Below are 20,252 nucleotides of genomic sequence, written 5' to 3'. Positions count from 1 at the left end.
TAAAGGAGGACCATATGCATGAAGTCTCAAACCTCTGACTGTATTAAAATCCCGCCAGGATTTTGGGCAGGATTACATCAACTAGGGATTGACGCATACGACCTAGCTCGGAAAGCTCGTTTGCCGCTCACCATAAGTTCAGAACCAATAGTCACATCGGCCCAATACTTCGCGATCTGGCAGGCTTATTCCGATCTCATTGGCGAGACTGCTAAAGGAATCATCAAGCTTGCTACCGTCTTTGAAACCGCGAAGTACCCGCCGACCGTCTTAGCGACTTACCACGCTCGCGACTACCGTGATGCCCTCAACCGAATGGCTCGGTACAAACAGCTATGCCCCCCTGAAGTCTTGCGTATCACTGAGGCTGGTGAGCTTTGTACAATCGAACTGGAATGGCTCCATATCGAGGAACCCGGTCCGCCGATGCTGATTGGTATCACGCTGGCATGTCTTCTGGAGCTTGGGCGCCGAGGTACAGGTCAACCTTTGACGGCGCGATCGGTCGAATTTTCGCACGCAATGGGCGACGTACAGGTACTTGAAGCTTACTTCGGCTGCCCCATCCGGATTGGCGGAAAATATAATCGGTTGACGCTTGATCGAAGAGATCTGGACCGGCCCTTTGTCTCGTATAACGAAGAACTGCTGGAGATCCTAACTCCTGCACTGAACCGATCGTTGGATGACCAGCAGCGCAGCCGCTCAACTGCCGAGATGGTCAAATGGATTTTGAAACGCAGCCTATCAGGAGGGCGTCTCGACATTCATGCTGTCGCGATGGAGCTCAGTATGAGCGATCGGACCTTGCAGCGCCGGCTTACTGACGAAAACACGAGCTTCAAGCATCTGTTGACACAAGCTCGACATGAGCAGGCACGAGAGTACTTGGCAGACCCTACGATCGATATTAAAGAAGTGGCTTTCTTGATCGGATATGAAGATCAGAACTCGTTTTACCGTGCCTTCCGTCTTTGGGAAGGTGATACTCCATCAAATTGGCGTACTGAGCATGCAGGTACAAACTGCTGAGTTTTATGATTTGGCGTGTTGAACAAGAATTTTGGCGCAGTAGGCTAGTTACCGAACAATCCAGACAAGGTAATATAATCACTATCCGGAGAACATACTTGATAAGTTAATGAATAGGAGAACTATATTATGGATATGGGATTATATAATAAAACAGCTTTAGTTACTGGATCAACGAAAGGTATAGGTAAAGCAATAGCCATTGAACTTGCCAAAGAAGGTGTACATGTACTTATTAATGGACGAAATGAGGAAGAGGTAGAACGAACTGTAAATGAAATAAAGTCCAATTTTCCGGATACCTCTCCTAAAAATGCAACAGCCGATATTGTGGATATTGGGCAAAGAGAAGCTTTATTCGAAAAGTACCCCCATATTGATATTTTAGTTAACAATATGGGAATCTATGAAATTATGAAATATGAGGACGTTGACGATGAAATATGGGAAAAGTACTTCCGTACTAATGTTCTTGCTGCAAATGGGTTATCTAAATTCTATTTACCTAAAATGTTGAAAAATGACTATGGCCGTATTATCTTTATTGCGAGCGAAGAAGCAATTATGCCTTCAGGACAAATGCCCCAGTATTGTATGACAAAATCGATGCTATTATCATTGTCAAAAAGCCTCTCTAAATTAACAATAGGGACAGAAGTTACAGTCAATACGATCTTGCCAGGACCCACACTCTCTGAAAATGTACATCAAATCATTGAAGGCATATACCCTATTGAAGATATGACCTTTTCAGAAAAAGAGAAGCAGTTTATGACGACAAACCTGCCTCAATCTGAAATACAGCGATTCATCAAGCCTATTGAAATAGGCAGACTAGCTGCATTTGTATGTAGTCCTTACGCCTCCGCATTTAAAGGTTCTCCCATCCGCATGGATGGTGGAATGGTTCCGACAATATATTAAATCGTTCTACATGAACCTTGAATTTTATTTCAAGGTTTTTATTTTTGTATTCGTACATAGAACCATTGAGGTATCGAAAACTACGGAGCTTATGGTATTATCTGTAATAATAGTTGCTTTTACAAGAGCGAATGAGGTGGGAGCAGTTGCTGAACCAAGTGTTGCTTGTTGCGTTGTTTACGTTCGTTATTCATCTTTCAGAGACACTTACCTACGCGCTTCGTTCAGCGGGTGTTCGTCTGGGGAAGCTGGCGGTTGCTTTATCTTTATCCGGAATTATTCTTCTGGTTTCTAGAACGGCCAATATGGTTCAGGCTCCGCTCACAGGGAAAATTATCGATTATGCTAAGAGCCATGCCGATTATAATGTGCTAGATCAGCTGCGAATTATTATTGGCGCCTCGACGCTTGGAACTCTAGCAGCCTTGTTACTCTTCCCGTCAGCTGTTTTCCTATCTTCTAGAATCATTTCCCACTTTGAAGTGGCGGGCTCGATTCCTCAAATGGTTCGGTCTTCAGTATCCTTTCAAAAGCTGCATAATGCTCGTCATCATTTGCGTGCTCCGAAATTATCAATGCTGTCACGACTGAGAATCGGCGGTATTCCCAAAAGGCTGGTTATCCTTAACGCCGTGGTAACGGCGATTTATACGATTGGAGTATTGGCCGCACTATTGGCATCCACCCTTACTATTGAAAACCAGACTGCTGCGCTGCAATCCTCTGGTTTAATTAACGGGATTGCAACCATTTTGCTGACGATCCTGATCGATCCGCAAATCGGCTTGGTTACGGATAAGGTGCTGCGGGGAGAAAAAGAGGTCGCTGCTCTGAATAAAGTATTTGGTTTGCTGATGATTTCCAGATTAATAGGAACGTTGCTCGCCCAGCTACTGCTTGTTCCGGCGGCCTATTGGATTACATGGATGGCATCGATAATCTAGTATTGAATTTATGTGGTCAGCTTCTCAATTGCGGCTGCAGGCGGTATTGCTTGGGACTGACGCCGTAGAAGGCGCTGAAATGGCGCGTAAACGGGTGGATTGACGTATAGCCGAGTCGCTCTGCGATTGCCGTTACGCTCAATTCGCTCTCCAGCAGGAGGTTGGAGGCCCGTCTCATCACCAGCTTGTGATGGTAAGCCTTCGGAGTGAAGCCGGTCTCGCGTAAAAACAGCGCATGAAAATAGGTTCGCTTCAAGCCGCAGAAGCGCCACCATGTCTCCACGGATTCGCGCTGCTCCGGCTGCGCATTCAAATGTGCAAGCAAGCGGACGATCCGGTAATCGGTGGGCTGGTGCGTATGGATCGTGTTGTACCACTGAAGAATCCACGCATAGAGCAGGCTGTTCATCATTTCCGCCCGGTAAAACAGTGAATCGTTGTAGAGCTTGGCGAGCATAACGAAGGAGTCGTAAAGCTCGGGATAAGGCTGCAGCGAAAAAACGCTCGGCAGGCTGTTCAGCTCATCACAGTCAAGGGAAGCCGCTACTGTACCCAGCTCGAAAGGCTCGGGAGCATAAATAAACGTTCGATTGAGAGAGACGGGATGCTGTTGTTCCCATAAATCACAATACAAATTATGCGATGACAGTGGATGACCAGAAGAAATATGGAAGGCATGAGGCTCCGCTGGGCGTAGAAAAATGAGGGTGCGGTTGTCGATCGGATAATGTTTTCCGTTAATCTCCATCTCCCCCGGGCCGTCCGTAAACAGATGAAAGGCATAGACGCTGCAGACACGCAGCTTCTCGTTAGAGCTCCCGTCATACAGGTAATACATAGAGTCCCCGACATAAGGCGCAATCTCGTTTAGCTTCTTCAAGCGCAATCCCTCATTTATGTTTGATTACTTCTCATTTCTAAAATTAGCGGATGAATCGTCAACTTAATGGATGTCTAAGCAAATACGAGTTCCTATATAGATGATACAATAGCTTAACTATTAGGGAAAGCTTCTTTGCTGTTTTTTACGGATCAATTAACAACATCAATCCTTAATGCTGGCAGGCTATTAAACGAGTTAAGGGTCAGGTGAAGAAGGAGGAATGCCTTTGCGGTTTCAAGAGCAGGTAGTGGTGGTAACGGGCGGCGGCTCGGGCATCGGGGAAGTAAGCGCGAGACTGTTCGCAGCAGAAGGCGCGCGTGTGGTCATTGCCGATTGGAACGAGGCTGAAGGTCAGCGGGTTGCCCAAGCGATTAATGATCACTACCCACTTGTGAAAGGGCTTCCAACTGCTGCCGCATTTCAAACGGATGTTTCGCAGGAGAAGGCGGTCGTTTCGCTTATGGAGCAAACGCAGCGAGCCTTCGGCCGTCTCGACGTGCTGTTTAATAATGCCGCGGTGATTCATCCGAAGCCGCTGGAGGAAATAGAAGAGCAAGTCTTCGACCGCTTGCTCGCCGTTAACGTGAAGGGCGTATATCTCATGATCAAGCACGCTTTGCCGCTGCTTCGCCAAACGAGCGGTGCTATCGTGAATATGGCTTCGCTCAACGGGCTGGTCGGCCAGCGCCACAATCCGGTCTATTCCGCCTCCAAAGGAGCGGTCATTGCCATGACCAAGGCGCTGGCGCTGGACTATGCCGCGGAGGGCATACGGGTCAACTGCGTATGTCCGGCAGGCGTAAGCACGCCGCTGCTGGAGTCGTGGACGCAGCAGCAAGAGGACCCCGCAGCCACGCTGCAGGCCTTAAAAGCTATGCATCCGCTTGGGCGTCCGGCGACCTCGGAGGAAGTGGGGCAGGCGGTATTGTACTTGGCATCGAAGCAGGCTTCATTCATTACCGGCATCGCCTTGCCTGTCGAAGGCGGCGCATCGCTCGGCTACTAAACCAAATCATAGGGAGAGCTAACGATGAAAATTACAAAAGTAGAAACGTTTGTGCTGCATGTGCCAATTGATCCGCCGATAACCGATGCCATTAACGTTGCGACGCATTGGGGACTGTCGGGCGTTCGTATTTTTACGGATGAGGGGTATGTCGGCTATGGCTATACCGGAACCTGCGCGCATGGCGACGATATGATTGTCGATACGATTGACCGTTATTATGCCCCTGAGCTGATCGGCAAGGACCCATTTATGGTTAAGGAAATATGGGATACGCTGCGTTATGGAAAAATGCATTGGATTGGACGGGCCGGCATTACGCATATGGCGCTTGCCGCAGTTGATATCGCGCTGTGGGACATTATGGCGAAGGCTTCAAATAAACCGCTATGGCAGTATCTCGGCGGCCATAAATCGAAGGGCATCAAAGCTTATAACACGAACGGCGGCTGGCTTAACTGGTCGAAGGAGCGCTTGCTGAAGGATGTCACGGACATTGTTGAGCAAGGCTTTACCGGCGTGAAAATCAAGGTAGGCAAGTCCGATCCGCATGAGGATTATGACCGGGTGAAGGCGGTCCGCAAAGCCATCGGCGACAAAACGATCTTTATGATCGACGTCAACCAGCAGTGGAATATCAATACGGCGATGACCTGGGGCAAGAAGCTGGAGGAGTTTGACCTTTTTTGGCTGGAGGAGCCGCTGAACCCGGACGATATTATGGGCCATAAGAAGCTGGCCGATGCGCTGAATGTTCCGATTGCACTTGGCGAGCATGTGTATTCGAAATATGCGTTCCGAGATTATATCCATCAAGGCGCCATCGAATATTGCCAGGTTGACGTTACGCGGGTTGCGGGCATAACCGAATGGCTTCAGGTGGCGGGACTGGCTGCTTCGTATGACATTCCAATTTGTCCGCATGTCGGCGATATGGGACAAATTCATCAGCATTTGGTAGCTGCTACACAAGGCGCGATCATGCTGGAGTACATTCCGTGGATCAGGTCGATTTTCGTTGAGCCGGCAACGGTTAAGAACGGGCATTACGTGCTGCCGGAGCTGCCGGGAGCATCCACTGAAATTATTCCTCGCTATTTTGAAGAATACCGCATTCGCTAGCCATAGGCAGAGAGGAGCTTGCTGATGAGACTTCAGGGTAAAATCGCTCTTATTACCGGGGGCGGATCAGGCATTGGGAAAACAACGGGCGAGCTGTTCGCCAGAGAAGGCGCGACTGTCATTATAAACGACATTGATGCGGCCAAAGGGCGGGAGACGGAGCAAAGCATCCAAGCGGAGGGCGGAAGCGCGCTGTTCCTGCATGCAGACGTAACCGATTCGGAATCCGTTCGCTTAATGGTCGAGGCGGCAATTCAGGCGTACGGCCGTATTGATATTTTGTTCAATAATGCCGGTATTAGCGGTGTTGGGGCCATTCACGAGATTGAGCCGGAAGCGTGGGACCGGGTCATTCAGGTTAATCTGCGCGGCGTATTCCTGCCGTCGAAGCATGTAATCCCTTATATGATGGAGAGGAAAGTCGGAAACATTATCAATATGTCTTCGTGCATCGCCGAGATTGGCCTTGCGCGCAGAGCCTCCTATTCTGCTACCAAGGGCGCGGTGCTCGCCTTAACGAAATCCATGCAGGTCGACTATGCCAAATATAATATTAGAGTCAATGCGGTGCTGCCGGGAACGATCATGACGCCGTTCGTAGAACAATATTTGCACAGCTCTTACGAGGACCCGGAGCTTGCGATTGCAGCCATTAAGACAAGGCAGCTGAGTGGCGAGCTGGGCAGACCAGTGGACGTGGCGAACGCGGTACTGTTCCTTGCTTCCGATGAATCCTCTTTTATGATGGGCTCGCCGTTATATATCGATGGAGGCGTTGTGTTCGGCAAGGATGCTTAACAGAACAAATGAAGGGATGGTAGGAATAGATGAAGCTTGTAACGATAGAACAAGGCGGTCAATTCAAACTAGGAGTCAAGGTTAATGAAGGCATTATCGATATAGAATCGGCGCTGGAGCGTCTGCCTAACGCGGATGTGCCTGTAGACGTGATGGCTTTAATCGAAGGCGGAAAGAAGAGCCTCGACGACTTGGCGGCGTACGTGGATCAGGTGCTGGGATCGGCGGAGCTCTCAGAGGCTGCGCTTCTGGATGAAGCGACCGTACAGTTCGGGCCATGCGTGACGAGGCCCAACAAAATCATTTGCGTAGGCTTGAATTATAGGAAGCATGCGGTTGAGACGAACGCGCCCATCCCGCAATATCCCATCTTGTTCAATAAATTCAACAACACGCTGACAGGTCATGGGAAAGAGATTTCGCTGCCAGAGAGGGTCACCTCACAAGTGGATTACGAGGCCGAGCTTGTTATCGTAATGGGGCAAAAGGCCAAGTATGTAAGCAAGGAAGCTGCACTAAGCCATGTATTCGGCTATTGCAATGTAAATGATTTGTCGGCGCGTGATCTTCAGATGAGGACCCAGCAGTGGCTGCTTGGCAAAAGCTGCGACGATTTCAGCCCGCTTGGCCCTTATTTGGTTACGGCGGACGAGGTTGGCAACCCGAATGAGCTGGAAATTAAATGTATCGTGAACGGAGAGGTGCGCCAGCATTCGAATACCTCCGATATGATTTTTGCATGCAATGAGGTGGTCAGCTATATTTCGCAGCATATGACGCTTGAGCCAGGCGATATTATTTTGACAGGCACCCCTGAGGGCGTTGTGCTTGGTTATCCGGAAGAGAAGCAGGTTTATTTGAAAGACGGAGATATCGTCACAATCGAAATTGAGAAGCTGGGCAGCCTGACGAATCGACTTGTCAGCGAGGCATACACAATCTAATAGTTGGGGGATGGACACGGCATGAATCGTTCAAGGCTTTGGTATTCGGGTCCTGCGGAGAGCTGGAAGCAAGGGCTGCCGATCGGGAATGGCAGAATTGGCGCTGTTATTCATGGGGGAATTGAGCAAGAAACATGGAGCATGACGGAAATTACGTATTGGTCAGGGAAAACAGAGCGTATTCAGGGAATTGGCGGCGGCAAAGCGGATTTGGAACGGATGCGGGAGTCGTTTTTTCAAGGGGATTTCAACGAGGGTGACAGGCTTGCCAAGCTAGCTCTGCAGCCCAAAAAGGGCAACTTCGGTACAAATCTCTCCGTATGCGACGTCATTCTGCGCTTTGATCAGCCGGGTGAGCAGCTCGTGCGCGAGCTGAGTTTAGAGGAGGCGCTCGCCCAGGTATCCTATCAGACAGCTGGTGGACAAATGAGGCGTGAAACGTTCGCTACGCATGCGGAAGGCGTCGTTGTATCGCGTATCAGCGGCAGCGAAGCGGGCTCCGTTTCGTTTGCGCTAAGCGTGACGGGACGAACGAACTCGTTCACATCCGCAGCATTGGACGGCGATACGGTTGTTTTTCAAGGACAGGCGACGGAGGATATTCATAGTGACGGAACTTGCGGCGTATTTTGCGAGGGCAGAATTATGATCGTCGCCAAGGGCGGCAGTGTGCAAAGCACGGCTGACGGAATTGAGGTATCCCATGCGGATGAGGCAGTCATTTATTTTACCGTGAATACGGATTATGGCCAAGTCGATAGCCATTGGAGGACCGCAGGCGATAGTCAGATCAAGGCAGCAGCAGATAAAGGTTATGAGATCCTCAAGCAAGAGCATATTGCGGACTATCGTGAACTCTACGGCAGGGCATCCATACAGTTGGATGATTCGGATAGCGACACCATCCCGACGAATGAGAGAATCAAGCGGCTGCGGTCGGGACAGCAGGAGGATCCCGGCTTGATCGTTTTATTTTTCCAATATGGACGTTATTTAACGATTGCAGGCACACGCGAGGACTCGCCGCTGCCGCTGCATTTGCAAGGCTTATGGAATGATGGAGAAGCGAATCGGATGGCATGGAGCTGCGATTACCATCTAGACATTAACACGCAAATGAATTATTATCCGGTCGAGATTTCCAATTTGGCAGAATGCCATGTTCCGTTGATGAATTACATCGAACGCTTGTCCGTGGCGGGCAGGCTGGCAGCGCAGGACTTCTACGGCTGCGAAGGCTGGGTAGCGCATGTGTTCTCCAACGCATGGGGCTTTGCCGCTCCGGGATGGGAAACGGGCTGGGGGCTTAATGTGACAGGGGGATTGTGGATTGCCACTCACTTGAAGGAGCATTATGAATATGGTCTTGACCGTTCATTTCTGACGAAGCAGGCATATCCCGTACTGAAGGAGGCGGCAGCGTTTTTCCTGGATTATATGATCGTGCATCCAAGTTTAGGCTGGCTTGTCACGGGCCCGTCCAACTCGCCGGAGAACAGCTTCTATTCGGGGAAACAGGAGGAAGGTGCTCAGCAGCTCTCAATGGGTCCGACAATGGATCAACAGCTGGTAAGGGATTTGTTCACATTCTGCCTTGAGGCAGCCGAGCTGCTGCAGACCGATTTGGAGCTTCAGAAGAAGCTGAAGCACGCGATAGCGCTGCTTCCGCCGCTCATGATCGGCAAGCGCGGCCAACTGCAGGAATGGCTGGAGGATTATGAGGAGGCGCAGCCAGAGCATCGTCATTTGGCGCATACGTACGCATTGTATCCGAGCAGCCAGATTACACCGCTGGCGACGCCGGAACTAAGTGCTGCGGTGAAGCAGACGCTGCTCGGCCGGATGCAAACCGACGAGCTGGAGGATATTGAATTTACGGCGGTGCTGTTCGCTACGGGCTTCTCAAGGCTGTACGAGGGAGATCGCGCGCTTAAGCATATTAACCACTTAATCGGGGAGCTGTGCTTCGATAACCTGCTGACTTACTCCAAGGCCGGCGTTGCGGGCGCCGAGACGAATATCTTTGTCATTGATGGCAATTATGGCGGAACCGCTGCGGTTGCCGACCTGCTTCTGCAGAGCAGCGCAGGAGAAATAAACCTGCTCCCTGCGCTCCCGAGCACCTGGCCCACAGGCTCGTTCCAAGGCTTGCGTGCCAAAGGCAATGCAGAGGTCGATGTTCGGTGGGAGAATGGGGCATTGGTGGAAGCGACCATAAGAGCATTCTCTGAAGGAAATACGATTATAAGGCGGGGAGACCAATCGGTAGCGATCACGCTGTCCCCGGGGCAGGTGTACACGCTGGACCGGCAATTGAATGTGGTACAGGGGCAAGTGGAAGCCAGATCTTAAGCGATTGAAACGGAATGGACAACTACTCATTTAGAATAGTAGTTGTCTTTTCGCGTGAGTAGGGTATTATGAATGAGCGAAGTTTTTTTAGAGGAAAGTATAGGCTATCAATCTAATGTAAGCGCTATTATTTAGAGAAAGGTGGGTTGACCGTGCCAAAATACTCGACTATATTTCGCAAATTTCTTATTTCTTATCTAATCATTTTGATTATACCCAGCATTGCGGGCTTCGTTTCCTATCGTACCTCCATCTCGGTAACGGAATCCATCTCGATTGAGAATAGCGTGACGCAGCTGCAGAGAAGCCAGGAAATTTTGGAGAGACGGATGGACGAGGTTGAGGGATTTACAAGGCAGCTGGCGCTGAATCCTGACTTAAATAAATTAATGAACGAGAAGAAAATTGACGATTTAGTCAACGTGTACGGAATCTGGAGCTTGGTCAGGCAGGTAACGCCGTTTAGCCAGACGAATGACTTTTTACAGAACTATTTTATCTACTTAAATAATTACGATGTTATCTTTACGCAGGGGTCCGCTTATTTCCGGCCTGAGCACTATTATCAGAATTTCCGCTACAATGACCTGACGCTGGAGCAGTGGAAGAGCACGATACTGGACCAAACACATCGCAGTGAAATTAAGCCCTTAACCCCGTTTATGAGCAATGCAAGGCAGACTTCTGTAGTCACGTATATGCAGTCGCTTCCGCTCGACAGTTTTAGCGGCTCATCACCGGCTACCGTTGTTGTTATGATAGATGAAGAGAACATTTCCAGTCTGCTCGCCGGACTCGAGGATCGTTATGGCGGATGGGCTCATATCAGCGACGCGAATGGAAATACCGTTGGGCTGCGCGGGATTAATGAAGAGGATGCCCGCAAGCTGACCTCGGATTCCCGCCTGCTGCCAGATAAGGTCAGCCAGTTCTATAATGACGATCTAGTCATTACGATCCATTCCAAAAAAAATGGCTGGATTTATCGTGCGGGTATTCCTAAGCTGGTGCTGATGGAAAATGCAAATCAAATTAAGCATATTACTTGGTTCGTTACAGGTGCAGCGTTGCTGCTTGGCTTGCTGGTCGGACTGCTTCTCTCCTATCGGAACAGCGCACCAATCAACCGCCTACTCTCCGTCATGAAGGAGCAGTTCGGCAAGGATGGCGTTGCCGTTCGCAATGAATATGATTTCCTGCAAGGTAATTTTTCCAATATTATAACGAGCAACCGCCTTCTCGAAAATGAATTAAAGAGGCAGCTGCCGCTGGTCAGGGATGGATTTCTGAAGCGGCTCATAGCCGGGGAATTCCAGACCGTAGATGAAATTACAGCCGCCGCCGTACAAGCGGATACGAGGTTTGATTCAAGTGAGGGTTTTGTTGGCATTTTGCAAATTAACGGGTATTCCGGCATGGATAGCGTGGAAATCCTGAATGAGCTGTATGCGGCAAGGCTAATTTTGAAGCAGAACCTCTCTGAACTCGATGGCCAGCTGCATATGACAGATTTGGGTTCGGATCGGATTGTCATTATTCTTACCGCTCTAACGGAGGAGCAAGGTTGCGAGTCGGCGAAAGAACGCATGAATGATACGCTCGAGAAGCTTTCTGATATGGTATACAGCGAGTACAAAATTTCAATTACGGCCGCATTCGGCGGTTCCTTCTTTGCGATGATCGATGTCAGCCACTCTTATGAGCAGGCGAAGCAGACGATGGAATATGCCGAATATAACAGCAAAAAAAGCATCATATGGTTCAACGGTTCGAGGCTTGAAACGGCAACGTATTATTATCCGATGGATATCGAGCAGCGCCTGATCAGTACGATCCGTGCCGGTGATCCGGAAGAAGCAAGACGGATGGTCTTGTCGGTCATGGAGAAAAATATGGAAAACCACCAGCTCTCCGCCGAGATGAAGCAGCAGCTGGTGGGCGAGCTTAAGGGCACGCTTCTCAAGCTGCTCGACCAGAAGGCCTTTATGGAATCAGAGCTGCTGCATGCGTTGAAAAATCAAATTATTAGTATTCAGGCCTCCAATGCGATCTCTGTCATTCAGGATGAGATCTTGGCAATCGTGGATGCGCTATGCGGTGTCATCAATAGCAAGAAAAATCATGCCCATATTCAAATGGTCGAGGAGATCAAGCAATTCATAGCCGAAGCCTATAGCGATTCGGAGCTGACTCTTTACCGCATTGCCGAGAAGGTAGAAAGGCCGGAGAAATATATTTCTCAATTGTTCAAGGAAGTAACGGACACGAACGTATCCGATTATTTGGAGATGATTCGCATTGAGAAGGCTTCCGACCTGTTAAAGAGCAATGCCTGTACGGTCGACGAAATCGCGGCTCGTGTCGGGTACAACAGCTCTCACTCCTTCCGCCGGGCATTCAAACGGGTGATGGGAGTCGCACCAAGCTCATATCGGCAATCGATCAAAATATAGGCTATCGTTTTTTAACGCGTAAGGAGAGGATCGGGTTGAAGAGAGCAAAGGTTGGCCTAGTGGCGCTTGTCACGCTCTTCGGCTTGCTGTTATCCGCATGCTCGCAGAGTAACGGAGCGACAGAAACCGAAGTGGCCCAAGGGACAGGCAAAGCGCCGGCCTCTTTGGATAAGCCGGTGGAGATCAGCGTTTTTGCCCAACAGGATTTGGGCATTGATTTAAAAACAAATGATTTCAGCAGATTTCTTGAGGCGAAATTTAACGTTGCCTTCGACTGGGACGTTGTTTCCATGGATGGGGCCAGAGAGAAGCGGCAAATTTCACTGGCTAGCGGAGATTTTCCGGATGCTTATATTTTAACGTCGTATATTGATCAATTCTCGCAGTCCGATGTGCTGAAATATGGTAAGCAGGGCGTATTTCTGCCGCTAAACGAGCTTATTGAGCAATATGCGCCCAACATTAAGGCTGCGATGGAGAAGGAACCTGCCCTGAAGGCTTTCAATACGGCGCCTGACGGCAATATCTATGGTCTCGTCGCATACAGTGAATGCTTTCATTGCTCCTATCCGAACAAGATGTGGGTCAATACGAGCTGGCTGGAGAAATTAGGGCTTGAGATGCCCCGTACGACAGAGGAGTTCAAAGCGATGCTCGAAGCCTTTAAGCAAAAGGATCCCAATGGCAATGGACTTCCGGACGAGGTTCCGCTTACCGGTTCCATTGAGGATTTTGGCGTCCATATTATTCCTTACCTAATGAACGGTTTTATTTATGATGACGACCGCCAATATTTGTTCATGTCCAATGGCAAAGTGGATACCGTGGCCGATAAGCCGCAGTGGAAGGAAGGCATCGCCTACATTAAAACGCTTTATGATGAGGGATTAATTGATCCGGGGGCATTCATTCAAAACGCAGAGGCGCTCAAAAGAATTGGGGACAATTCGGATGAGGTTATCCTTGGGGCTGCCGCCGCTATGCATCCGGCTATTTTTGTAAGCGAGCGGACTAGGGACTATGCACCGCTGCCGCCGTTGACCGGCCCCTATGCTTCTTATGCTACTTTCGAGAGCTCAGGCATACAGCCGGGTGCGAAGTTTGTTATTACGAATAGAGCGAGCGCTGAAGCGCAAATCGCTTTAATTCGGATGGTGGATTATATGTATACGCCTGAAGGCCAAACGATGGCGCAAGCCGGACTTGAGGGAGTTGGGTGGAGGAAGCCGCAGGCTGGAGAAAAAGCGCTGGATGAAAGTCTTGAGCCTAGGTTCTCAAACCTTATCCCGATAGAAAACGCGAAGCCGACCAATTCCGGTTGGAGCGGGATGGCGCATTTCTATATGCCAAGGGACTATCGCGAGAGCTGGGTGGCTAGTCCAGACATCTACGATGCTGACGGCTATGAGCGCCGCCTTCGCGATGCCACGCTGCTGTATGAAGGGCATGAGCCGAAGGAGCTTTATCCGATGTGGAAGGTGTGGATGGACCCGGAAGAGGCAGATGAGGCGGGCATACTCCAGACGAATCTTGCCAATTACATTGACCAAAGCATGATCCAATTCATCACCGGCAATTTGGAGCTGGATAAGGATTGGGATAATTACGTGCTCGGGCTCCGCGGCATGCAGGTGGAGCGTTACGTTGAAATCATGCAAGCCGTTTACGATCAATCGTTGGGCACGGATAAATAAAACGATAAACGTTAACCATACCCTTACCAAGAAGATAGCGAACAATCATCTTTTTAATCAAACAGAGGTTATTCCAACAAGCAGCTTATGGCTTGCGGGAATAACCTCTGTTTTTTTTTGCGCGTGTTCGCCCAGCAGCATCCCGCGAAAACGGGAAATGTACGGCAGAACGGCGAGTTGCCCCCCTGAAACCGCCGATTTTGTACGTTAAAATACCCAAATGTACCTGTTGGGAAGTGGTCTTTTTCTACTATGATCAGTCGTATAGAAAGCGCTACCATACATCTGGGGCCAGCTACTTAGGGGGGATTGTTCTGGGAAAAGAAATTGTACTGAATAACAAGACGTTAAACAAAAAGGGCAAACGGAGCCTTGCAGACGAAGCGGTAATCAGCTTCAAGAAGCATTGGCAGCTGTACCTGATTGTCATACCGCCTGTGCTGTTTTTTCTAATCTTTAAATATTATCCGATGCTGAACGCGGTTCTTGCATTTAAGGATTACAACGTGATTAAAGGCATCTGGGGAAGTCCTTGGGTCGGCTTTAAGAACTTTCAGCTGTTCTTCGATAATCCGATGTTCTGGACGCTTGCCAAAAATACGATATTAGTGAGCGGATATTTGCTGCTGGCAGGGTTCCCGATTCCGATCCTGCTCGCTTTGATGCTTAATGAGATAAGTAACGGGCGCTTCAAGCGGCTTGTCCAGCTCGTTACCTTCGCGCCTTATTTCATATCCACGGTCGTTATGGTGTCGATTATTATGCTGTTCCTCGCACCAAGACTTGGATTTGCCAATGTAGCGCTCAATTATTTCGGCTTCGATTCGGTTAATTTCCTTGGTGAGGCCAGCATGTTCCGATCCATCTACGTGTGGTCGGATATCTGGCAGACAGCAGGCTACTCTGCAGTCATTTATTTGGCCGCTCTATCGGGCATTGATCCGACGCTTTACGAGGCTGCGAAGGTGGATGGGGCATCGCGCTTTCAAAAGATTGTCCACGTCGATTTGCCTGGCATTTTGCCAACGATCACGATCATCTTGATTCTCAATGTAGGCAGTGTCATGGCGATTGGCTTCGAGAAAATTTATTTGCTGCAAAATCAGCTTAACATCGTCAATTCCGAAATTATCGCGACGTATGTGTACAAAATAGGGCTTCTAAACGCGAATTACAGCTTCGCAACGGCGGTTGGCTTGTTCAACTCATTAATTAATCTCGTGTTATTGTTTACGGTCAACGGCTTGGCCAAACGAATCACGAAATCAAGCATTTGGTAAAAGGGGAGTGCGCCTATGGCATCGGCAAAAATAGCAATGCAGACACCAAAGAGACAGACCATCAAAGATTCGATGGGCGATCGGATATTTATGATCGTTATTTATACCATTCTAACGCTGGTTCTGATCGCGGTCGTTTATCCGCTCATTTACATTCTTAGCAGCTCGATCAGCAGCCCGTCTGCGGTTACGTCAGGCCGCGTCTGGCTGTGGCCCGTCGATATTTCCTTCAAGGGCTTCAAGGTTTTGTTCGATACGCCGCAGATTATGCAGGGTTACGGCAATTCCTTGTTCTACACGGTGGCAGGAACGATGATCAGCGTCGTGCTTACCGTCATGATTGCGTATCCGATGTCGAGGAAATCGTTTTTTGGCCGGACCGTCATCATGATGCTCATTACCTTCACTATGCTCTTTAGCGGCGGCTTAATTCCGACGTATATGGTCGTCAAGGAGTTTGGCATGATCGATTCGCGGTGGGCGCTGCTCATTCCGAATGCCGTATGGGTATGGCAGGTCATTATTGCAAGGTCCTTCTTCCAGAACTCGATTCCGGATGAGCTGTTTGAAGCAAGCGAGATCGATGGCTGCAGTGACATCCGGTTTATGCAAAGTGTTGTCCTACCGTTATCCAAGCCCATTCTCGCCGTGCTCTTCCTGATGTATGGCGTCGGTCAATGGAATGCCTACTTTGATGCCCTTATTTATTTGAAGTCGTCTAATCTGTTCCCGCTTCAGCTTGTATTGCGCAGCATCATCATTATGAACAACAGCGCAAGCGTAACCGATGCGCTTAAGCAGGTGGAGAGGCAGCAGCTGTCAGAGCTGTTGAAATACTCGCTGATCGTTGTAGCTACGCTGCCTGTTCTAATTATGTACCCTTTCGTACAGCGTTACTTCGTACAAGGGATGCTGGTTGGTTCCGTCAAAGGCTAATGAGCCGCAGGGAGCGAAACAGCAAAGCAGCTAAGAGAGGAGGTGGTAGGTATGTAGCGTAAGCGATAGACCAGTTAAGGTTGACCCATCATAAATCGAAAAGGGAGCGAAAACATTTGAAAAAGAGACTAGTAAGCTTGTTGGCGGTCGTTATGATGACCAGCATGGTACTCGGCGCTTGCTCGACAGATAACAAGCCTTCCAATGCTGCAACAAACAAACCTCAAACGGAAGAGACGGGAGCAACCGCACCGGTTGAGATTAGCCTTTTTGCCGTACAGGAGACGAACATTGACCTGCCTACGAACAAATTCACCAAATTTGTTGAAGAGAAATTCAACATCAAGCTGAAGTTTGAATCGACGCCACCGGATGGCGCGAAGGAAAAACGCCAGATCTCACTCGCAAGCGGCGATTATCCGGATGCCTACATGCTGCCGGGTTATATCGATCAGTTTACGCAAGCTGATGTTGTGAAGTACGGCAAGCAAGGGGTGTTGGTGCCTCTGAATGATCTTATTGAGAAGTATGCTCCCAACATCAAAGCGGCCATGGAAAAAGACTCCGATTTGAAAGCGTTTAATACAGCGCCGGACGGCAATATTTATGGTCTTGTGGCTTACAGCCAGTGCTTCCACTGTTCCTATCCGAACAAAATGTGGATCAATACGAAGTGGCTGGATAAGCTGCAGCTGGAAATGCCAAAAACACCGGAAGAATTCAAAGCGGTTCTGAAAGCATTCAAAACGCAAGATCCTAATGGCAACGGCATTGCGGACGAAGTGCCGCTAAGTGGTTCGACGGAGGATTTTGGCGTACGCGTCATTCCATTCCTCATGAACGGCTTCGTCTATGACGACGACCGCAACTACTTGAACCTGACAAATGGCAAGGTTGAGTCGGCAGCGCTTAAGCCGGAATGGAAAGAGGGCCTAACTTATATCAAATCGCTGTATGACGAGGGCTTGATTGATCCAGGTGCATTCGCACAAAACGCGGAAGCATTCAAAAAAATCGGTGAAAACGGCGACGCTCAAATTCTAGGCGCCGGAGCCGGCATGCACCCTGCTATTTTCGTTAATATCGATGTAGGCAACACAAACTCTGCAGATTACAACCCGGTACCACCGCTTACAGGACCGCATGGCTCGTTTGCTACGCATGACGGCGGCGGCGTTGCTCCTGGAGCGAAATTCGTCATCACGAACAAAGCTTCGGAAGAACAACAAATTGCTCTTATTAAATTGGTTGATTACATGTTCACAGAAGAAGGACAAACGAACAGTGCTTCCGGCATGGAAGGCATTGACTGGAGAAAGCCGAAGGAAGGCGAAGTTGCGCTTGGAGAAGGCGTAGAGCCGAAGGTTGCAACGATTCCTTCGGTTGAAGGCGATGCGCCTCGTAATGCAGGCTGGAGCGGAACGGCTCATTTCTACATGCCGAGAGAATACCGAGACAGTTGGGTTCAAGGTACAGATATTTATGATTCTGCGAACTATGAGCGCAGATTGTACCAAGCGACACTGCAGTATCAAGGCCACGAGCCGAAGGAGCTGTTCCCGCTTTGGGCGATCTGGATCGATAACGCTGAGGTTGACGAGGCGAGCATTCTGCAAACGAACATCAAATCGTACATCGAGCAAAATGCGCTTCAATTCATTACAGGCAACAAAAGCCTTGAGAAGGATTGGGACAATTACTTAAAAGGATTGCAAGATCTGAAAATCAATCGTTACTTGGAGATTTTGCAAAAAGCATACGACCAATCGTTTAAATAAGGACAATTTCAAAGGATCAGGTTATTTATTGCGAGATAAAAACCTGATCCTATTTTACAACAAAAAGGAGATAAATAATGACGCAAATGGTGAAGAAATCACGATTGTGGCTGCTTGTCATCGTTTTGTTGACGGCCCAGCTGGGCATTGTGCTGCCAAAGGCAAATGTAGCAGAGGCGGCTAACAACGGCTTGGCCGCAAAGCCATACATGGGCTGGAGCAGCTACAGCCTCCAGGTGTTTACCGGAAATGGACAGTGGATTACCGCAGAGAATATTAAGGCGCAATCGGATATTTTAGCAGCATCGGTGGAGTAGTACGAGCAAGAGAGCCTTCCTGCAGTTGGGAGGGCTCTCTTCCATTTTTATCAAAGTGATTGAGTGGAGCGGAGTATACCACTAGTATGCATATTGATAAAAAGCAGTCTCAACTAAGCGTTCAGGCGAATAATTCCAGTGAGAATTCTTAGTAAACCGTTTAGGTGAGTAGTGAAAGTAAGTGGATTTAGTAAAAAGTTCTAGCCCGTAGCCCCGCCAAGCAGCTATCTTGTATTTTTGCAACGTAGAGGACCAAATAGTGTGTTAACTGGTGTGTATCTTGTACTTTGTACAATATAGATGCTTGCTTTTACGCCGAAATAGCCCCGAACGGGCAAAGTTAATGCAATGATACAACATAGATGTGTTTAAAGGACGAATTAGTCCGAAGTTAGTGTAAATGTGCAGGATAGAGCTATCACGCGGCGGGTCAGAATTAGGGAAGGCAATAGGAAAGAGAACAACCCGATTACTTTAAAGGTGAAGGAGCATTGCAATGATGCAGGACAAACAACAATTCAAGAGTTATTTTCAAATACGGCGAGGATTGCCGAATGTAACTCGTAAGCTGGTCGGCACTGACCCTATCGTTGTCGCTTTTATAGGCGGCTCTATTACTGAAGGGTATGGGGCTTCTGAGCCAGATGAGACAAGCTGGCGGGCGTTGACTGGAAGCTACTTGAAGGGAAAATACCTGCAAGGAACGGTGTGCTGTATAAATGCGGGGGTAGGAGGCACGACTTCTACCTTTGGTGCACATCGTATGACGGAGCATGTTTTGGCGAATGGCGAAATTGATTTGTTATTTGTGGAATTCAGTGTCAATGACGGGGAAGACCGCGAAGAGTCGATTAGAGGGATGGAGGGGATTGTCCGGCAGTGCAGACGTTTATCACCTCAGGCTGATATCTGTTTTGTTTACACAGCCGCAGCCAAAAACCTGTCAGTCGATATTCCTTTTAACATAGCGGTTCATGAGGAGGTCGCCTCTCATTATGAGGTTCCTTCCATTAACATGGCAGCAGGCATCCGTCAGTTGATTGAGGAGGGGGAAGTCCAATGGGAGGCGCTTGCTCCAGATTTAGTACATCCGAATGATGCCGGTTACGCGCAGTATGCCGTGTACGTGAAGGCTTTCTTGGAAGAGGTGCTCTCAGATCGCGTCACGGATACCATTTCGCCATTGACGATGCCGGCTCCTTTGACCATCGGAAATTATGAGTTTGGAGTGATGTTGGATGTAGGCCAGGTGGAGCAGCAGAACGGTTTTGAATTAACGAATGAGAAGCCGGAGTCATTGATCAACTGGCGGTATGACTTGGAGCATTTGTATTCAGACAACCCGAGTGCGGAATTTTCGTTCATCGCTGCGGGAAGAAGCACAGGGCTGCTGCTCTTGTGCGGCCCGGATACCGGCATATTCGAATACTCCTTAGACGGAGTAACCTTTCATGCGGTAAATTTGTTTGATGAATGGTGTCTGGGTGCATACCGGCCAATCATTGCGGTGTTTCAACTTCAAGCGGACGTTGCAAGCACGAGAGTCACTATCCGCAACACATCGCAAAAAGATGAACGAAGCACGGGGAATGGTTTGCGAGTGTTAAAGCTGCTGAGTAGAATACCGGAAGCAATATCAGGTGTTTCGATAGGCCTCGGAGTGAAATTCGGCATAGAACGATTTTAAACGCAAAAAACGCCGTTAGGCTACATTAGGGGCAATCAATAGCGGTTTTTCTTGTGTTTGCTCTTCAATGTGTTTTTGAACAATTGGTAAAGGTGGCGTATA

Annotated in this window: 16 protein-coding genes; 15 read left to right on the top strand and 1 reads right to left on the bottom strand. The window is 48.9% G+C overall.

Features of this window, described 5'->3' with window-relative positions; all coding sequences use genetic code 11:
• Positions 1 to 18: 18 nt before the first annotated feature.
• The 3 genes from MHI37_RS26990 to MHI37_RS26980 all read left to right on the top strand — a co-directional run bounded on the left by MHI37_RS26990 (position 19) and on the right by MHI37_RS26980 (position 2,900).
• Complete coding sequence (locus MHI37_RS26990) at positions 19 to 1,032, top strand: AraC family transcriptional regulator (RefSeq protein WP_076339249.1); 1,014 nt, start codon at positions 19 to 21, stop codon at positions 1,030 to 1,032.
• Positions 1,033 to 1,161: 129 nt separating this feature from the next.
• A complete protein-coding gene (locus tag MHI37_RS26985; protein ID WP_076339250.1) occupies positions 1,162 to 1,956 on the top strand; it encodes an SDR family oxidoreductase in 795 nt (264 codons plus the stop codon).
• Between the two features lie 146 nt (positions 1,957 to 2,102).
• Complete coding sequence (locus tag MHI37_RS26980) at positions 2,103 to 2,900, top strand: lipid II flippase Amj family protein (RefSeq protein WP_083676507.1); 798 nt, start codon at positions 2,103 to 2,105, stop codon at positions 2,898 to 2,900.
• A gap of 16 nt (positions 2,901 to 2,916) precedes the next feature.
• On the opposite strand, the gene MHI37_RS26975 is transcribed toward MHI37_RS26980, so the two are convergent.
• On the bottom strand, positions 2,917 to 3,780 hold the full coding sequence (locus tag MHI37_RS26975) for an AraC family transcriptional regulator (protein ID WP_076339252.1): 864 nt from the start codon (positions 3,778 to 3,780) through the stop codon (positions 2,917 to 2,919).
• A gap of 229 nt (positions 3,781 to 4,009) precedes the next feature.
• Here MHI37_RS26975 and MHI37_RS26970 point away from each other — a divergent pair, with 229 nt between their 5' ends.
• The 12 genes from MHI37_RS26970 (at position 4,010) to MHI37_RS26915 (ending at position 20,150) form a co-directional block, all read left to right on the top strand.
• Positions 4,010 to 4,789 carry an SDR family oxidoreductase gene (locus tag MHI37_RS26970; protein ID WP_256710679.1) on the top strand — a complete coding sequence of 260 codons (780 nt, stop codon included), beginning with the start codon at positions 4,010 to 4,012 and terminating at the stop codon, positions 4,787 to 4,789.
• Positions 4,790 to 4,813: 24 nt separating this feature from the next.
• A complete protein-coding gene (locus MHI37_RS26965) occupies positions 4,814 to 5,911 on the top strand; it encodes a mandelate racemase/muconate lactonizing enzyme family protein (RefSeq protein ID WP_076339254.1) in 1,098 nt (365 codons plus the stop codon).
• 24 nt (positions 5,912 to 5,935) lie between these two features.
• Complete coding sequence (locus MHI37_RS26960; RefSeq protein ID WP_076339255.1) at positions 5,936 to 6,709, top strand: SDR family NAD(P)-dependent oxidoreductase; 774 nt, start codon at positions 5,936 to 5,938, stop codon at positions 6,707 to 6,709.
• A 29-nt stretch (positions 6,710 to 6,738) separates the two neighbouring features.
• A complete protein-coding gene (locus MHI37_RS26955) occupies positions 6,739 to 7,653 on the top strand; it encodes a fumarylacetoacetate hydrolase family protein (protein WP_076339256.1) in 915 nt (304 codons plus the stop codon).
• Positions 7,654 to 7,674: 21 nt separating this feature from the next.
• Positions 7,675 to 10,005 carry a glycoside hydrolase family 95 protein gene (locus MHI37_RS26950; protein WP_076339257.1) on the top strand — a complete coding sequence of 777 codons (2,331 nt, stop codon included), beginning with the start codon at positions 7,675 to 7,677 and terminating at the stop codon, positions 10,003 to 10,005.
• A gap of 152 nt (positions 10,006 to 10,157) precedes the next feature.
• Positions 10,158 to 12,458 (top strand): AraC family transcriptional regulator, encoded by a 2,301-nt coding sequence (locus MHI37_RS26945; protein ID WP_076339258.1) that lies wholly within the window; start codon positions 10,158 to 10,160, stop codon positions 12,456 to 12,458.
• A 35-nt stretch (positions 12,459 to 12,493) separates the two neighbouring features.
• The gene (locus MHI37_RS26940) at positions 12,494 to 14,152 is read left to right on the top strand and encodes an extracellular solute-binding protein (RefSeq protein WP_076339259.1); all 1,659 of its coding nucleotides are present in this window, start codon (positions 12,494 to 12,496) and stop codon (positions 14,150 to 14,152) included.
• 389 nt (positions 14,153 to 14,541) lie between these two features.
• Positions 14,542 to 15,432 (top strand): ABC transporter permease subunit, encoded by an 891-nt coding sequence (locus MHI37_RS26935; protein WP_256710680.1) that lies wholly within the window; start codon positions 14,542 to 14,544, stop codon positions 15,430 to 15,432.
• A gap of 15 nt (positions 15,433 to 15,447) precedes the next feature.
• On the top strand, positions 15,448 to 16,368 hold the full coding sequence (locus MHI37_RS26930; protein ID WP_076339260.1) for a carbohydrate ABC transporter permease: 921 nt from the start codon (positions 15,448 to 15,450) through the stop codon (positions 16,366 to 16,368).
• Positions 16,369 to 16,520: 152 nt separating this feature from the next.
• Positions 16,521 to 18,146, top strand: coding sequence for an extracellular solute-binding protein (locus MHI37_RS26925; RefSeq protein WP_144023789.1), 1,626 nt, complete (start codon positions 16,521 to 16,523; stop codon positions 18,144 to 18,146).
• A gap of 77 nt (positions 18,147 to 18,223) precedes the next feature.
• Positions 18,224 to 18,463, top strand: a complete 240-nt coding sequence (locus MHI37_RS26920; RefSeq protein WP_076339262.1) for a hypothetical protein — start codon at positions 18,224 to 18,226, stop codon at positions 18,461 to 18,463.
• A gap of 496 nt (positions 18,464 to 18,959) precedes the next feature.
• Positions 18,960 to 20,150: an SGNH/GDSL hydrolase family protein gene (locus MHI37_RS26915; protein ID WP_076339263.1), complete on the top strand. Its 1,191-nt coding sequence runs from the start codon at positions 18,960 to 18,962 to the stop codon at positions 20,148 to 20,150.
• Positions 20,151 to 20,252: the final 102 nt, after the last annotated feature.

The sequence above is a fragment of the Paenibacillus sp. FSL H8-0548 genome (assembly GCF_038630985.1).
In the GTDB taxonomy this organism is placed as follows: Bacteria; Bacillota; Bacilli; order Paenibacillales; family Paenibacillaceae; genus Pristimantibacillus.
The sequence above is the reverse complement of the archived record's forward strand: the minus strand, read 5'-3'. Positions and strand labels throughout refer to the sequence as shown.

What these genes read in the sequence shown, in the direction of transcription:
- MHI37_RS26990 (WP_076339249.1), top strand. Translation starts at nt 19, where the DNA reads ATGAAGTCTCAAACCTCTGACTGTATTAAAATCCCGCCAGGATTTTGG.
- MHI37_RS26920 (WP_076339262.1), top strand. Translation starts at nt 18,224, where the DNA reads ATGACGCAAATGGTGAAGAAATCACGATTGTGGCTGCTTGTCATCGTT.
- MHI37_RS26925 (WP_144023789.1), top strand. Translation starts at nt 16,521, where the DNA reads ATGATGACCAGCATGGTACTCGGCGCTTGCTCGACAGATAACAAGCCT.
- MHI37_RS26960 (WP_076339255.1), top strand. Translation starts at nt 5,936, where the DNA reads ATGAGACTTCAGGGTAAAATCGCTCTTATTACCGGGGGCGGATCAGGC.
- MHI37_RS26950 (WP_076339257.1), top strand. Translation starts at nt 7,675, where the DNA reads ATGAATCGTTCAAGGCTTTGGTATTCGGGTCCTGCGGAGAGCTGGAAG.
- MHI37_RS26930 (WP_076339260.1), top strand. Translation starts at nt 15,448, where the DNA reads ATGGCATCGGCAAAAATAGCAATGCAGACACCAAAGAGACAGACCATC.
- MHI37_RS26965 (WP_076339254.1), top strand. Translation starts at nt 4,814, where the DNA reads ATGAAAATTACAAAAGTAGAAACGTTTGTGCTGCATGTGCCAATTGAT.
- MHI37_RS26985 (WP_076339250.1), top strand. Translation starts at nt 1,162, where the DNA reads ATGGATATGGGATTATATAATAAAACAGCTTTAGTTACTGGATCAACG.
- MHI37_RS26915 (WP_076339263.1), top strand. Translation starts at nt 18,960, where the DNA reads ATGATGCAGGACAAACAACAATTCAAGAGTTATTTTCAAATACGGCGA.
- MHI37_RS26955 (WP_076339256.1), top strand. Translation starts at nt 6,739, where the DNA reads ATGAAGCTTGTAACGATAGAACAAGGCGGTCAATTCAAACTAGGAGTC.